Annotated in this window: 16 protein-coding genes; 12 read left to right on the forward strand and 4 right to left on the reverse strand. The window is 64.2% G+C overall.

Annotated elements, in window-relative coordinates; all coding sequences use genetic code 11:
* The first annotated feature begins 72 nt into the window (after positions 1-72).
* The 4 genes from phaR to AC26AR_RS01665 all read left to right on the forward strand — a co-directional run bounded on the left by phaR (position 73) and on the right by AC26AR_RS01665 (position 3,648).
* On the forward strand, positions 73-594 hold the full coding sequence (gene phaR / locus AC26AR_RS01650; RefSeq protein WP_084209401.1) for a polyhydroxyalkanoate synthesis repressor PhaR: 522 nt from the start codon (positions 73-75) through the stop codon (positions 592-594).
* Between the two features lie 166 nt (positions 595-760).
* Entirely contained in the window at positions 761-2,053 is a 1,293-nt protein-coding gene (gene purD, locus AC26AR_RS01655) for a phosphoribosylamine--glycine ligase (RefSeq protein WP_077378851.1), read from the forward strand.
* 267 nt (positions 2,054-2,320) lie between these two features.
* Positions 2,321-2,776, forward strand: a complete 456-nt coding sequence (locus AC26AR_RS01660; RefSeq protein ID WP_077378853.1) for an acyl-CoA thioesterase — start codon at positions 2,321-2,323, stop codon at positions 2,774-2,776.
* Positions 2,776-3,648, forward strand: coding sequence for a phosphoribulokinase (locus AC26AR_RS01665; protein WP_077378856.1), 873 nt, complete (start codon positions 2,776-2,778; stop codon positions 3,646-3,648). Before AC26AR_RS01660 ends, AC26AR_RS01665 begins: the two co-directional genes overlap by 1 nt.
* Before the next feature lie 28 nt (positions 3,649-3,676).
* On the opposite strand, the gene AC26AR_RS01670 is transcribed toward AC26AR_RS01665, so the two are convergent.
* Positions 3,677-4,453 (reverse strand): RIO1 family regulatory kinase/ATPase domain-containing protein, encoded by a 777-nt coding sequence (locus AC26AR_RS01670; protein ID WP_077378859.1) that lies wholly within the window; start codon positions 4,451-4,453, stop codon positions 3,677-3,679.
* Between the two features lie 244 nt (positions 4,454-4,697).
* On the opposite strand from AC26AR_RS01670, the gene AC26AR_RS01675 reads away from it, so the two are divergent.
* Together AC26AR_RS01675 and coq7 are read left to right on the forward strand one after the other, a co-directional pair.
* Entirely contained in the window at positions 4,698-5,039 is a 342-nt protein-coding gene (locus tag AC26AR_RS01675; protein WP_488107443.1) for a histidine triad nucleotide-binding protein, read from the forward strand.
* Positions 5,040-5,300: 261 nt separating this feature from the next.
* Positions 5,301-5,966 (forward strand): 2-polyprenyl-3-methyl-6-methoxy-1,4-benzoquinone monooxygenase, encoded by a 666-nt coding sequence (gene coq7, locus AC26AR_RS01680; protein ID WP_084209398.1) that lies wholly within the window; start codon positions 5,301-5,303, stop codon positions 5,964-5,966.
* 122 nt (positions 5,967-6,088) lie between these two features.
* Here the strand turns inward: coq7 and AC26AR_RS01685 are convergent, their stop codons facing one another.
* Entirely contained in the window at positions 6,089-6,442 is a 354-nt protein-coding gene (locus AC26AR_RS01685; RefSeq protein WP_077378868.1) for a hypothetical protein, read from the reverse strand.
* A 273-nt stretch (positions 6,443-6,715) separates the two neighbouring features.
* Complete coding sequence (locus AC26AR_RS01690; protein WP_488107444.1) at positions 6,716-7,516, reverse strand: hypothetical protein; 801 nt, start codon at positions 7,514-7,516, stop codon at positions 6,716-6,718.
* A 254-nt stretch (positions 7,517-7,770) separates the two neighbouring features.
* On the opposite strand from AC26AR_RS01690, the gene AC26AR_RS01695 reads away from it, so the two are divergent.
* The 6 genes from AC26AR_RS01695 to AC26AR_RS01720 all read left to right on the forward strand — a co-directional run bounded on the left by AC26AR_RS01695 (position 7,771) and on the right by AC26AR_RS01720 (position 12,635).
* The gene (locus AC26AR_RS01695; protein WP_284728545.1) at positions 7,771-8,250 is read left to right on the forward strand and encodes a PepSY domain-containing protein; all 480 of its coding nucleotides are present in this window, start codon (positions 7,771-7,773) and stop codon (positions 8,248-8,250) included.
* 90 nt (positions 8,251-8,340) lie between these two features.
* Positions 8,341-9,060, forward strand: a complete 720-nt coding sequence (locus tag AC26AR_RS01700) for a response regulator transcription factor (protein WP_077378872.1) — start codon at positions 8,341-8,343, stop codon at positions 9,058-9,060.
* A complete protein-coding gene (locus tag AC26AR_RS01705; RefSeq protein ID WP_488107445.1) occupies positions 9,057-10,421 on the forward strand; it encodes a sensor histidine kinase in 1,365 nt (454 codons plus the stop codon). The genes AC26AR_RS01700 and AC26AR_RS01705 overlap by 4 nt, the downstream gene beginning before the upstream one ends.
* 399 nt (positions 10,422-10,820) lie before the next feature.
* Entirely contained in the window at positions 10,821-11,492 is a 672-nt protein-coding gene (locus AC26AR_RS01710) for an ankyrin repeat domain-containing protein (protein WP_077378878.1), read from the forward strand.
* 26 nt (positions 11,493-11,518) lie between these two features.
* Positions 11,519-12,016, forward strand: coding sequence for a DUF3592 domain-containing protein (locus AC26AR_RS01715; RefSeq protein WP_084209394.1), 498 nt, complete (start codon positions 11,519-11,521; stop codon positions 12,014-12,016).
* A 79-nt stretch (positions 12,017-12,095) separates the two neighbouring features.
* Positions 12,096-12,635 (forward strand): retropepsin-like aspartic protease family protein, encoded by a 540-nt coding sequence (locus AC26AR_RS01720; RefSeq protein ID WP_077378883.1) that lies wholly within the window; start codon positions 12,096-12,098, stop codon positions 12,633-12,635.
* 152 nt (positions 12,636-12,787) lie between these two features.
* Here AC26AR_RS01720 and gnd read toward each other — a convergent pair whose 3' ends face one another.
* A complete protein-coding gene (gnd, locus tag AC26AR_RS01725; protein ID WP_077378886.1) occupies positions 12,788-13,771 on the reverse strand; it encodes a phosphogluconate dehydrogenase (NAD(+)-dependent, decarboxylating) in 984 nt (327 codons plus the stop codon).
* Positions 13,772-13,884 lie beyond the last annotated feature (113 nt).

A 13,884-nucleotide genomic window follows, 5' to 3' on the forward strand; every position in this document is an offset into this window, starting at 1 on the left:
CGTGGAAGCGGCTTTCCTTGCAGTGCCCCCCCTTGAGTGCACAATGAAGAAAAATCGACAGGAGCTTGATCCGTGAGAGTCATCCGCAAATACGCCAATCGGCGTCTCTACGATACCGAGCAGAGCCGTTATGTGACCCTCGAGGACCTGCGCAGCCTGGTGCTGGCGGAAGAGGTCTTCAAGGTCGAGGACGCCAAGAGCGGCGAGGACCTCACGCGTACCATCCTGCTGACCATCATCATCGAGCAGGAGCAGGGCGATGGTGAGGCCGAAGTCTTCTCCAACGAGCTGCTGGAGCAGTTCATCCGCATCTATGCGATGGCCAAGCCATTGCCGCTGGCGGGGTATCTGGAGCAGGGCACGCGGCTGATGATGGAGCAACAGCAGCGCATGCAGGAGCAATGGTCCCAGGCCATGCGCCACTCGCCCATGGAGATGATGCGCGAAGTCGCCGAAGAGAATCTGCGCTTCTGGCAGCAGGCCATGGGGGGCGGCATCAACCGGGGCCGGACGAGCTCACGCTCTGCCGATGATGCCCCGGAGGGCGGGACGAACGACGACGGCGAGGCTCACGACCCCGAGGGCACACGCTGAGTGATGCCTGGTCGGCCGGCATGAAAATCACATGAAATCGCGTTGATGTGAAAAGGGGCGTCCCGAGGGGAGCCCCTTTCTGCCATAATGCGCAGCCTGACATTTCCTCGGTCGCCCGTGTCTTGCGGGCAGCCTTGATCCTCACTGGCTCATGAAGGTTGAAAAGATGAAGGTCCTGATCATCGGCGGCGGTGGCCGCGAACATGCGCTGGCCTGGAAAGCCGCCCAGTCCTCCCGTGTCGAGGAGGTCTTCGTGGCCCCCGGCAATGCGGGCACGGCGCGCGAGTCCAAGCTGACCAATCTGGCGATTGCCGCTGACGATCTCGATGCTCTGGTCGCCTTCGCGCGGGACAACGCCATCGAGCTGACCATCGTCGGCCCGGAAGCGCCGCTGGTGATCGGCGTGGTCGATCGCTTCCGCGAGGCGGGGCTCAAGTGCTTCGGTCCGACGGCCGGCGCTGCCCAGCTGGAAGGCTCCAAGGCCTTCACCAAGGACTTCCTGGCGCGTCATGCCATCCCGACCGGCGATTACGCCACCTTCGCCGAGGTCGATGCGGCGCTTGAGTACCTGGCCGCCCACCCGGCACCGATCGTCATCAAGGCCGATGGCCTGGCGGCGGGCAAGGGAGTGGTGGTCGCGATGACCGACGAGGAAGCTCGCGCCGCCGTGCGTGACATGCTCGAGGACAACGCCTTCGGTGATGCCGGTGCACGCGTGGTGATCGAGGAGTTCCTCGACGGCGAGGAAGCCAGCTTCATCGTGATGGTCGATGGCGAGAACGTGCTGCCGATGGCCACCAGTCAGGACCACAAGCGGGTCGGTGAAGGCGATACCGGCCCCAACACCGGTGGCATGGGGGCCTATTCTCCGGCACCGGTGGTCACCGCCGATGTGCACCAGCGCGTGATGGACGAGATCATCCTGCCCACCGTGCGTGGCATGGCGGCAGAGGGACATCCCTACACCGGCTTCCTGTACGCCGGCCTGATGATCGATGCCCAGGGCGCGCCGAAGATCATCGAATACAATTGCCGCTTCGGTGATCCGGAGACCCAGCCGATCATGGTACGTCTGAAGTCCGACCTGGTGGCGCTGTGTCTGGCCGCCGAAGACGGGCGCCTCGATACCCAGACCTGCGAGTGGGATTCCCGCGCGGCGGTCGGCGTGGTGCTGGCGGCAGGCGGCTATCCGGCCAGCTACCGCAAGGGCGATGTCATCACCGGGTTCGATGCTGCCGAGGCGACCGGTTGCAAGGTCTTCCACGCCGGCACCGCCGAAAAGGACGGGCAGGTGGTCACCAGTGGCGGTCGCGTGCTGTGCGTCACCGCGCTGGGCGACAGCGTGGCCGCTGCCACCGAGCGTGCCTACGAGGGTGTGGACGCCATCGACTGGCAGGACGTGCTGGTGCGACGTGACATCGCCTGGCGTGCCATCGCCCGTGAGCGTGGCGACGCCTGAGCCTGTCCGGCATCAGCGCATTGTCTGCAAGACCCGGCTTCTGGCCGGGTCTTGTCGTTATCGCACCGTGATTCTCGCGTCGGCCATTCTACGACCATCGTGTCGAGAGTCTGGTCATGTCGGTGTCGGCCGTGCGATAACCTTCATCATCACTTGTTCACGCATGAACGGCGGCCCATGGGTCTCCCCGGCCTTGAGCATGGCATCGGGGAAGCATGGCGACTCCGCCGTCATCGTCCATTTCCGTCTCGCCGACGAGGAGTCCTCATGGAGCGTATTCGGCTCGAGTTCCCAGAGCAGCGCCTGGTGCATCGTCATGCGATGACGATTCGTGTCAGCGATATCAATTATGGCCAGCATCTCGGTCACGATAGCGTGGTCAGCCTGGCGCACGAGGCACGTGGCCAGGCCTGGCAGGCACTCGGCTTCCCGGAATGGGATGTCGATGGCCTCATGAGCATCGTCTCCGATCTGGCCGTGCAGTATCAGGGGGAAGGCAAGCTGGGCGATGCGCTGGTGGTGGAGACCGCCATGGACCCCGTGTCCGGCAAGGGACTGGGTGTCCATCATCGTCTGGTGCGGGTCGGTGACGGCAGTGTGCTGGCCACCGTCAGGGTCGGGCTGGTGTTTGCCGGCCCCGACGGACTGGCCGTGCCGAGTGCACGTGTCAGTGACGAGATCGAGCGTACGGTCGCGGCGCTGGCCTGCGAGGTGGCGCGCTGATGTCGCGGGAGTATCCGATCATCGCCGTGACGGGCTCCTCCGGTGCGGGGACGACCACGGTCATGCGGACCTTCGAGCGCATGTTCTCGCGTGAGTCGATCCATGCCGCCTATGTGGATGGCGATGCCTTTCACCGCTATACCCGCGATGAACTGGTACGCATGTTCCAGGAGGCGCCGGAGCGCAAGCGCGAGCTGTCACACTTCGCGGTCGAGGCCAACCAGCTTGATCGACTGGAAGCGCTGTTTCTGGAGTATGGCGAGCAGGGCTCCGGCACGCATCGCCACTATATCCATGCCGAAGACAAGCGCATGATCGAGGCGGGCTACAAGGTCGGGACCTTCACCGAATGGCAGTCGCTGCCGGATTGCACGGACCTGCTGTTCTACGAGGGCCTGCATGGCGGGCTGGTGACGCCCGAGCATGACATCGCGCGTCATGTGGATCTGCTGATCGGCGTGGCACCGACCATGAACCTCGAGTGGATCCAGAAGATCGACCGGGACACCAAGCTGCGCGGGCACTCCCAGGAAGCGGTGGTCGATACCATCCTGAGCCGCATGGATGACTACGTCCGCTATATCCAGCCGCAGTTCTCGCGTACCCATATCAACTTCCAGCGCGTACCGACGGTGGATACCTCCAACCCCTTCGAGCCGCAGGACATTCCCACCGATGCCGAGTCGATGGTCGTCGTGCACTTCCGTGATCCCGGCAGCGTCGATTTCCCCTATCTGCTGGCGATGATCCAGGGCTCCTTCATGTCGCGCCCGCACACGCTGGTGGTGCCGGGTGCCCTGATGGCGCTGGCCATCGAGTTGATCATCACGCCGTTGGTCAGGAGTCTTCTGGCCCAGCGCCGCTTCCGCTGAGACGTGAGGTCGGCGAGAGCAGGACGCGTCACCGGCCCTTGAGACGCGGCAGGATGCGTTTCTTCCACAGGCGCAATACCTGATTCAGGCGACCGCTGCGCATCAGCAGGCGAGCCTCGCGTGGCCGCAGCGGCAGCCCCAGCGTACGTTGCTTGAGCTTGAGGGAGTGGCGCAGGTCGAAGCGACGCATCATGCGCATCACACCGGCCGTGCCCGGCAGTCGCGGCAGCCGCACCGCCGAGGTGAAATCGATCAGTACCGGTATGCCATCGCGCAGTATGACGTTGGAGCCGCGGATGTCGTTGTGCGCCATGCGGCGCTGATGCAGCTGCTGCACGACGAGAATCAGCTGCTGGCAGAGTCCTGGATGCGCCGCGGGATCCAGCTGTGCATCGCTCAGCAGAGGGCCGGGAATGTATTCCATGGCCAGTGCCAGTGGGGAGACGCGTGCAATGGCGCGCGGTGCATGCGTCCAGCCGGCCAGGCGGCTCAGCATCTTCAGTTCTCGACGGACCAGCCAGCGCGCGACCAGTGCCGCCGGGGTGCCGGCATAACGACGGTAGTCCTTGCATACCACCGTCTGGCCATCGAGGTGCGTGAGATAGACTTCCGCCTTGAGAAAGCCCTTGGCGCGCTGCAGAAAGTCCTCTGCCGCCGGTTCGCGTGACAGCGTCCCGGCAGTGTCCGCGTCAGGCGTGGCCACTGATGCCTTGGGTGTCACTGTACCTGTGGTGGCCCTGCCGGAGGCGTCCAGCTCGTGAGTCGCCTTGTGCAGGGAGGGGATCAAGGAGGTTTGCAGGCGCATGACGGCAGGCTTCTTGTTAGCGAGGTAACAATGATTATCCTATCATTTAGCGAGTCCGCCCACCGTCGTGAGTGAATCATTCTGTTGCCCATCCAGCGACACTCGTCTCATGCGCAGGCGCCTGTCGGTATCGGGGACGTCTCGGTGATCATTGTCTCGGGGCTTGGCCCATTGCGGTGCTGACGCTACGCTTGCACCTTGCGCTGCCGTTGGCGGCGACGTCATTGTCGAGGGAGAAGGTGTCATGGACTGTCTGTTCTGCAAGATCATCAATCGCGAGATTCCCGCCGATATCGTCTATGAGGATGAGGAGGTGCTGGCCTTCAATGACATCAACCCTCAGGCGCCGACCCATGTACTGATCATTCCCAAGCAGCACATCGCCACGCTCAATGATATCGAGGAAAGCCAGCTGGCCACGGTGGGACGCCTGCAGTACACCGCCGCCAGACTGGCGAAGGAATACGGCTTCGCCGACGATGGCTACCGTGTGGTGATGAACTGCAATGAAGATGGCGGCCAGACGGTCTATCATATTCATATGCACCTGATGGGTGGTCGCCGCTTCGCCTGGCCGGCTGGCTGAGCCGGCGTAGAGCAGGCGCCTGTACCGGCGGTTCGCGGGCAGGTAGCGGCTAGCGATATACAAGCGTGCGGCACACGGGCGCATACCGGGCATGACGTGAAAGCGTCATGCCCGGTCTTGTTCTGCAGGCTGCAGGCAGGAGATGTCGGAGCGATGCGAGACTCAGACGTGCCGACGACGACAGCGTCACTCTGCCCCTTACCGTGAGTGGGGGCCTTGCGTAAGATGGTGGCATTGCTCACGCCGTGCAGGAGTTCTTACATGACGCACCCCACCGCCAGTCAGGCACAACGTCACCACAGTCGCGCCGACCAGTTGATCCATCAGTTCGATACCGTTCTGCGCACGCTGGTCCCTCATGCGGCTCAGCCGTCACGACCTACCCCGGCAGGCGATATCGTGGACAGCGAGATCAGTGATGCGGAGCGTCAGCATGCTGCCGGTCTGATGCGCATCAATCACACCGGTGAAGTCTGCGCCCAGGCGCTGTACCAGGGCCAGGGGTTCACGGCGCGTCTGCCGGAAACGCGCAGCCAGATGGAGCTTGCCGCTCAGGAGGAGATCGACCATCTCGCCTGGTGCGATGCACGTCTCGTCGAGCTGGATGCCAATACCAGCCTGCTCAATCCACTGTTCTACATGACGAGCTTTGCGCTCGGGGCAGCGGCCGGCGCCATCAACGACAAGGTCAGCCTCGGGTTCGTGGCCGCGACCGAGGAGCTGGTAGGCGAGCATCTGTCGAAGCACCAGCAGACACTGCCCGAGGGCGATCAGCGTTCACGCGCGGTGCTGCGGCAGATGGAGATCGATGAAGCGCATCATGAGCAATGGGCGCTGGAGGCCGGAGGACATCGCTTCCCGGGGCCGCTGAAGAGCGCCATGCGGCTGATGTCCAAGGTGATGACCGCCAGCGTCTATCGCGTGTGAGGGTCAGGCACCTGAGCTTGCCTGTGTAGCGTCAGGCCGCTGAAACGAAGAAGGCCGCCCCGTGGGGCGGCCTTCTTGCGTCGTGTGACCCTGAATCGGTCATCGGTCATCGGTGTCGGGGCTTATTCCTTGACCTGGTACTCACCATCCAGCGTCGCGGTACTGCTGCCGTCTTCGCGTGTCGCATCCCGCGAATAGTTCTGGCGGCCGTTGGCCTTGTCCTGGGCTTCCTGCATGCGCTGTTGCATCTCGCTCATGCGCTTCTTCATGCGCCGGCGGATGAAGGGCAGCATGATGATGCCCAGTACCATCATGATCAGTGCCGCGAACAGGCTGAAGATCATGACGACACCGCCGATCAGCCAGGCAGCGACCAGCTTGAGGCCGGACAGGCCTTGAGAAGGACGCTGGTTGCCGGCGTTGGCCTGCCATTGGCGAGCCTGGTTCCAGAGAGTGTTGTGCTGTTGGCCTTGCATGTTGATTCTCCGCAATGGTTGCCGGGCCGATGGGCCGGGCAGGGAAGACCCGATGTGTGAAGGTGGATGGTCGGGGGTATCGGGTCTGGAAAGTGGGGTGTCTCTTTTGGCTGTCAGCGCCTGAAGCACCTGAGCCAGGGCGGTACTGCAGATCCCTGCGAGATTCGTCATGCCTTTGGCTGCCTCATGATCTCAGCATCGAGGTTGGCAGCGTTGTCGTCAAGGCGATTGTCGTGTCCGCAGGGGCGCGGTGGAGGCCGTCAGGTCCGAGCGTCATCCGCCCGGCATCGTGCTGGCGAGGGTGGGCAGGCTCAAGGACAGGGTCTGCTGTCGGCCTTGCCCGTCCAGTCCGACGATTCGGATGGCATGCGCCTCCACGTCGACACTGCGTATCCTTTCAATGCCGTCGCTGGCGGCAAAATTCAAGGTCTGACGCAGGCTGTTTCTCCCCATTGCCCCTTCCTCCGTCTGGCGGGTCTGGCGGCGTAGTGCCTCATCGATCAGCTCGCCATCCGCGCGATTGATGGACAGTTCCATCTCCCAGCCGTCTCGCCCCCAGCCGGTGAAACGGACCTGATTCGCCACGATGTCCATGCCACTGAATTGACGCATCCCACTGTGGCTGGCTCGCATCATCAGCTGGGTCAGCAGTTCCGGGGCCAGCCCCGTGGACAGAAGGCGAGAGCTTTCGTGATCGCGCTGCGAGTCCGGTGACGCTTGCCCTGACGTGGCATCGCCATTGTCATCGCCCATCCCCGCAGCACGCCTGTCAGGGCTGCCAGAGCTGTCAGGACTGCCAGAGCTATCGGGACTGTGCCCGCTCGCCGTGGCGAGCGCGGCCACCTCGCGACGAGTGTCATCCAGCCCCGTGCCCAGCGTGGAAGCGCTCAGTCGATGCTGGGGAGGGAGATCCTCGATGCCATTGGCATAGGCGGGCACCGAGCCCAGCATCAGGCCGAGAGCGCCCGCTCCCAGTCGCTGGCGAAGGTTCACGATGTAGCGCCCCGCCAGCCGGATGCTGATGGCCCGAGAGCGAGCCTCCTTCACACTGGGAGAGGCAGGAGATGACGGCATGGACGCCTCCTCAAGGCAGTGGAACATGGCCTCACTGTGAGACATGCGACCTTGCATGACACTGAGAGGGGGATTCATCTGAGGTTCATTGCTGCCTGTCAGTCTTTGCGGCATGCGGTCATCCGTGCGCATCCGCTGGCGTCCGCGCTGTTCCAACGCAGGTTTGCTTGCACATTCCATTGCCAGGATGCTTGTCGAGCATCAGCGCCCGTCGCGGCGCACCAGACCCGCCGCAATTCAAGAGGTTTTCCGTCATGCCGACTCCCCGCAAGGCCCAGACAGGCGCCAGCGCATCCCGCGTCAGCCAATGGCGGCAACGCTATGGATGGTTGTGCCTGGGGCTGGGCGGCTTGCTGATCGGTGTCCTGGCCATGCCGCCGCATGCGCTGTGTGACAGTGAGCGCTGGCGTAGCCTGCACGATGAGGTGGCTGCCGGCCGTGTCATTTCACTGTCTGAACTGCTGGACAGTCTCGAGCGTGACTGGCTGGGGCAGGTGGTCGAGGTGGAGCTTGAAGACATCCATGGCGAGTTGATCTACGAGGTCGAGATGCTCGGGCCGCAGGGCCAGATGGCCAAGTTCACCGTACGGGCCGCGGATGGAGAGCTGCGTGAGGTGCGTGGCGTCAATCTGGACGCGATGCGCCGTCATGCTGCCGAGAGCCCGGCAGGCCCGTCGCCATCCCTGAGCGAGCGTCAGCCAACGGGCGGTCTTGAGGGTGCCGAAGACCCCTGAGGACCGTTATGCTTGCAGCAGTGTCCTCGTGTGATGCCGTGACGCGGTATCCGTCACCGGATAGCGACTGCCCAGGAGTGCCCAGAATTCATGAAGATATTGTTGGTGGAAGATGACATGCCGTTGGCCGAAGCGCTGATGGCACGCCTCAGTGAGGCAGATGTGCTGGTCGAGCATGCCGTCAATGGTGCCGATGCCGATTTTCTGGTGCAGACCGAGCGCTATGATGCGGTGGTGCTGGACCTTGGCCTGCCGGATGGTGATGGCACCCGCTGGCTGGCCCAGTGGCGTGAGGCCGGCATCGAAGTCCCGGTGCTGGTGCTGACGGCGCGTGAGCGCTGGTCGGACAAGGCGGCCGGCTTCTCTGCCGGTGCGGATGATTACGTGACCAAGCCCTTCGAGACGGCCGAGGTCATCTTCCGCCTGCGCGCGCTGGTGCGTCGCTCGCGCGGGCATGCCCATCCGGTGCTCAAGCTGGGGGATCTGGCCTGTGATACGCATGGCGGCACCGTCAGCCTGGCGGGGCGCCCCGTGTCACTGACGGCACAGGAGACGCGGTTGCTGATGCACCTGATGCATGCCGTGCCCGGCGTGGTGAGCCGTTCGGAGCTGGTCGAGCATGTCTATGACCGCGACCATGAACCCGACTCGAATGTCATCGATGTCCAGATCAGCCGCCTGCGTCGCAAGCTGGGGGCTGAGCGTATCGAGACGCTGCGCGGTCGCGGTTATCGCCTGCGCGACCCGGATGCCGAATCGGGTGGCGCAGACGGGGCCGGCGCAGCGGGAGCGGACGGCCGCGACGCATGAAGCCATTGTCCGTCGGCCGGCGACTGCTGGGTGGCTCGCTGGTCATCGCCTTGATCGTCATGCCGTTGACCGGTCTGGGGCTGGCGTGGAGCTTTCGGGATGCGGTGACGACGGCCTTTGACCAGCGGCTGCTGTCGCTGTCGAAGGTGTTGATCGCCGCGATCCAGTTCGATCGCGAGAAGGGCCGTCCGGGGCTTACGCGCTCGTTGGGTGATCCGCGTTTCGATCAGGCCTACTCCGGGTGGTATTGGCAGATTTCCGATCGCCACGGCAATGTGCTGACCTCGCGCTCGCTGTGGGATCAACGCCTGCCGATTCGCGATGAGATCAGTGCCGACGGGTTCCTGAGCCGGGATCTCGACGGGCCGCGTCATCAGTCGTTGCGCGCCATCGAGCGTGATATTCGCCTGCCGGGCCGCAGCCAGCCACTGCATGTGATGGTGGCGGCGAGTCGCAGCGAGGTGGACGCCGAGGTCGCGCGTTTCGAGTGGTTGCTGGCGGGAGCGCTTGTCGCGCTGGCGTCGTTGCTGGTGTGTGGCTCCGCCGCGCAGATCAGCTGGGGGTTGGCACCGCTGCGGCGGTTGCGGGCACGCCTCAAGCGGGTCGCGGAGGGGGAGGCGGACAGGCTGGAGGAAACACGCCTGCCACCTGAGCTGACTGAGCTGACGCGCGCGATCAATGCAGTGCTGGAGCGAGATCAACGCCTGATCGAGCGTGGGCGTGCCGCGGCGGGCAATCTGGCGCATGCGCTCAAGACGCCAGTCAGTGTGCTCAAGGCCCAGTCCGAGCGCTTTGATGGCGAGGACCGCGCCCGCATCGATGCCGAATTGCGACGTATCGATGAGGCCGTGCGTCACCATCTGGCGCGGGCGAGTGCCGCGGGCGGTGCGCATCTCAGTGGGCGAGTCAGTCTGCGCGAGGCCGCCGGGCCGGTGTTCGATGGCCTTGGGCGCCTGGCGAGCCGGCGTGCCATCACCCTCAGTCTCGCGCTGGAGGATGATGCCGGTGTGCGCGTCGACCCGCAGGACCTGCAGGAGATGGTCGGCAATCTGCTCGAGAACGCGCTGCAATGGGCGCAGCAGCAGGTACGTGTGACCAGCGAGTCCCGCGATGGCGGTGTGCTGCTGGTCATCGAGGATGATGGCCCGGGCATGAGCGACGAGCAGAGCGCCGCCGCGCTGGGGCGTGGTGCACGTCTCGATGAGGGGCGCTCCGGTTCAGGACTCGGGCTTGCGATCGTGGACGACCTGATGGCGCTGTATGGCGGCGAGCTGAGGCTGGAGCGCTCCGCTCTGGGCGGCCTGGCGGCGCATGTCTGGCTGCCCAGCTCACCGCTGGTGGGGACCAAGCCCACGGCCTGATGGGAAGAGGGGTGTCCTGCAGTCCTTTGATATTAGCCTATTGAAAGATATCAACTCATAGGGCTTGGCTATCATATCGATCCCGAGAGATGATTGGGCGTCACGCCAGCCGCACCGTATTCTAAGGGGGTTCGGCTGGCAGTCGGACGGGCTTCGTTTCTGAGTCTCGTCTGTCGCGCCCTGCGGTGATGACGAACTGGCGCTCCTTCGGGGGCGCTTTTTTTATGCCTGATATCTCCCCTGTTCCGGCAGCGGGATGCGCGCGTGACAGTGACCCCGGGAGAGGGTTGACGGGTGTGCAAGGCGGAGATTGAACGCAGGGAGGCTAACGGTCGTCTTCAGGATCGCATAGGCTGTCAGACAGGAGTCGTGTGAATTCTCAGGCGTCAGGAGGTGGGCATGAAGGACATGACGATGTGCGCTCAGCGTGGGGATCTGGAAGGGCTCAGGGAAGCGCTTGCCGAGCCCGGGGCGCGTGAGCGCCTCAATGATGTCGATTATCGCGGACGCTCGCCGTTGATGGTGGCCGTGCAGGCCAATCAGCCCGAAGCGGTGGCGGTGCTGTTGGCCGCGGGAGCTGACAGCGAGCAGACCGACGCCCTGCATGACACGCCTTTGCTGGCTGCCGCGGCGCTGGGATATGGCAATTGCCTGACCTGCCTGCTTGAGCACGGTGCCTCGGCCACGGTGCTCAATCGTTTCTCCTCCACGGCCCTGATGTCCGCCAGCGAGCGCGGCCATGCGGATATCTGTCGCGTGTTGCTGGAGCAGACGGACGTGCCGCCTGATCATCAGAATCGCCTTGGCTGGACGGCGCTGATCGAAGCCGTATTGCTGGGGGACGGCGGGGATGCCTATCAACAGGTGGTCAAGCAGCTGCTGGACCACGGCGCTGACGTCAATCTCGCGGATGCCGAGGGAGTGACACCTCTGGCGCACGCACGCTGGCGCAAGTTCGAGACCTTGAGTGACATGCTGGAAGCGGCTGGTGGTCGGGAGCAGGGCGTGGCGCATGTCGTGTCGGATGAGACGCTTCAGGCAGCCCGCTCGGCGAGTTCCCGCCAGACATGATGGCCAACCTACGCAGGAGGCAGCGCATGGTATTACCCTGGGGGCTGTTGATCATCGGCGTGGCGCTGCTGTTGCTGGGTGCGCTTCGCTGGCAGTACGCACAATCACTCGCACGGGAAAGCGTCCAGGTGATGGGAGAGGTGATCAGTCATGATCGCGCCCTGAACGTGGAAGGGCGCGGACGCATCCATTTGCCCAAGGGCGGTGAGTTGAGTGAGGACGAGGCCCTGGCGATGGCAGGCTTGCCGCCGGGGGGACGCTTCAATGTCGAGTCGATCCAGTACGCGCCCATCGTGCGTTATCAGGACAGGCGTGGCGGTTGGCATGAATATGTATCACCGCTGGCGGTGCAGACGCCGACGCCTGCGGTCGGCGAGACCGTGGCCGTGAACTATCGACGCAGTGCGCCTCACGAGGCCAGTCTGCCTGGCACGCGCGGCTGGTTGATCGGCGTCCCATTGGCGCTGGGGATCGCGCTGTGTCTGGTGGCGCTGCGTCTGTTGTTGAGAGGGCCGGTAGCATGAATAAGGCCGGTAGCATTAAGAGGGCCGGTGGCATGGAGGGGGACGCATGTTGGCAACCGGCTGTCAGAGGTGAGGGTGAATGAAGGATTCTGAAGGCCAGGGGACAACCCGGCGTTACGGTATCGGCATGCTGGTGCTGTGCTGGGGGCTGATACTTGGCATGCTGGTGTGGTGGTTCCAGGGGCAGCTCGAGGAGCGTACCCGCCCGAATGCCTCGCTGGCCGGTCAGGCATTGTCCCAGGGGGAGCCGCTGACCCTGACGCGCAACCGCTCAGGGCACTTCGTGGCCCCCGGCGAGATCAATGGTGAGCCGGTGACCTTCCTGCTGGATACCGGCGCCACCTATGTCTCGGTGTCCGAATCACTGGCCGAGCGTCTGGCGTTGCCGCGCGGGCGCGATGCCCGCTTCACCACCGCCAATGGGGTGAGCCATGGCGCACTGACCACGCTGGATGTCGTCAGTCTGGCGGGGCTCAACCAGCGCGAGGTGCGCGGGGCCATCGTGCCGGGCATGCATGATGAGGTGGTGCTGCTGGGAATGAGCTTTCTGGGGGAGTTCGATATCAACATGCGGGGGCAGCAGATGACACTCACGCCGGTTGCGGGGCGTGGCGGCTGACGAGACTGCCGGGCAGGAGAGGCCGGCCAGATAGTCAGACTGACAGGTTCTGATGCTCATGCTGTCTTGCCAACGATGGCCTCGCCAACGAAACGCCCCGCTCATGGGAGACCATGAGCGGGGCGTTTCACGTCTGATGCGTCAGCGGAAGATCAGTCCTGCTTGGGCGGCTCGACATGACCACCGAAGCCGAAGCGCATCGCGGACAGCAGACGGTTGGCGTAGGTGTTTTCCTTGCGCGAGCTGAAGCGCGAGAACAGCGCGTTTGCCAGCACCGGCACGGCAACGCCCTGCTCGACGGCGGCATCGACGGTCCAGCGGCCTTCGCCACTGTCGGAGACGGCACCGCTGTAGTGATCCAGGCGCGCATCGCCGGCGAGCGCCTGGGCGGTCAGGTCGAGCAGCCAGGAGGAGACGACGCTGCCACGACGCCAGACTTCCGCGATATCGGCCAGGTTGAGGTCGAAGCGCTGGTCTTCCGGAAGGTCCTCGGAGCCCTTGCTCTGCATCAGCTCGAAGCCTTCGGCGTAGGCCTGCATCAGGCCGTACTCGATACCGTTGTGCACCATCTTCACGTAGTGACCGGCACCGACCGGGCCTGCGTGGATATAGCCACGTTCCGCGCGCTCATCCGGGGCATTGCGACCCTTGGTGCGCTCGAGGTTGCCATAGCCGGGGGCGAGGGTGTCGAACAGCGGCTCGAGATGATCGAACACGGCTTTCTCGGCGCCGATCATCATGCAGTAGCCGCGCTCCAGGCCCCACACGCCACCGGAGGTGCCCACGTCCACGTAGTTCAGACCCTTGTCCTTCAGCGTGGCAGCACGACGGATGTCGTCCTTGTAGAAGGTGTTGCCGCCATCGATGATGGTGTCGCCGGCTTCCATCAGCTCGGCCAGTGCGCTGATGGTCTGCTCGGTGATCTCGCCCGCCGGCAACATGACCCACACGGCACGCGGTGCCTTCAGCTGCTGGACCAGCGCCGCGAGATTGTCGACGTGGGTCGCGCCGTCAGCGACCAGTGACTGGGCAATCGCCTCGTCACGGTCATGGGCGACCACTTCGTGGCCATTGCGCATCAGGCGGCGGGCGATGTTGCCGCCCATGCGGCCGAGTCCGATGATACCGAGTTGCATGTTCGTTCCTTTCACGTGAAGCCGGGGAGAGTCGGGACGGCGCGAAGCCTACCCTGTGCGGGCGCTGGACGCAAAAACGGGCCATATCAATGACATGGCCCGTTGGGGTGCTC

Source organism: Cobetia sp. PS-4MA, assembly GCF_057670765.1.

What these genes read in the sequence shown, in the direction of transcription:
- AC26AR_RS01670 (WP_077378859.1), bottom strand. Translation starts at nt 4,453, where the DNA reads ATGCGCCTGCAAACCTCCTTGATCCCCTCCCTGCACAAGGCGACTCAC.
- coq7 (WP_084209398.1), top strand. Translation starts at nt 5,301, where the DNA reads ATGACGCACCCCACCGCCAGTCAGGCACAACGTCACCACAGTCGCGCC.
- AC26AR_RS01685 (WP_077378868.1), bottom strand. Translation starts at nt 6,442, where the DNA reads ATGCAAGGCCAACAGCACAACACTCTCTGGAACCAGGCTCGCCAATGG.
- AC26AR_RS01710 (WP_077378878.1), top strand. Translation starts at nt 10,821, where the DNA reads ATGAAGGACATGACGATGTGCGCTCAGCGTGGGGATCTGGAAGGGCTC.
- AC26AR_RS01665 (WP_077378856.1), top strand. Translation starts at nt 2,776, where the DNA reads ATGTCGCGGGAGTATCCGATCATCGCCGTGACGGGCTCCTCCGGTGCG.
- AC26AR_RS01700 (WP_077378872.1), top strand. Translation starts at nt 8,341, where the DNA reads ATGAAGATATTGTTGGTGGAAGATGACATGCCGTTGGCCGAAGCGCTG.
- AC26AR_RS01720 (WP_077378883.1), top strand. Translation starts at nt 12,096, where the DNA reads ATGAAGGATTCTGAAGGCCAGGGGACAACCCGGCGTTACGGTATCGGC.
- AC26AR_RS01705 (WP_488107445.1), top strand. Translation starts at nt 9,057, where the DNA reads ATGAAGCCATTGTCCGTCGGCCGGCGACTGCTGGGTGGCTCGCTGGTC.
- AC26AR_RS01715 (WP_084209394.1), top strand. Translation starts at nt 11,519, where the DNA reads ATGGTATTACCCTGGGGGCTGTTGATCATCGGCGTGGCGCTGCTGTTG.
- gnd (WP_077378886.1), bottom strand. Translation starts at nt 13,771, where the DNA reads ATGCAACTCGGTATCATCGGACTCGGCCGCATGGGCGGCAACATCGCC.
- AC26AR_RS01660 (WP_077378853.1), top strand. Translation starts at nt 2,321, where the DNA reads ATGGAGCGTATTCGGCTCGAGTTCCCAGAGCAGCGCCTGGTGCATCGT.
- purD (WP_077378851.1), top strand. Translation starts at nt 761, where the DNA reads ATGAAGGTCCTGATCATCGGCGGCGGTGGCCGCGAACATGCGCTGGCC.
- AC26AR_RS01695 (WP_284728545.1), top strand. Translation starts at nt 7,771, where the DNA reads ATGCCGACTCCCCGCAAGGCCCAGACAGGCGCCAGCGCATCCCGCGTC.
- AC26AR_RS01690 (WP_488107444.1), bottom strand. Translation starts at nt 7,516, where the DNA reads ATGCCGTCATCTCCTGCCTCTCCCAGTGTGAAGGAGGCTCGCTCTCGG.
- AC26AR_RS01675 (WP_488107443.1), top strand. Translation starts at nt 4,698, where the DNA reads ATGGACTGTCTGTTCTGCAAGATCATCAATCGCGAGATTCCCGCCGAT.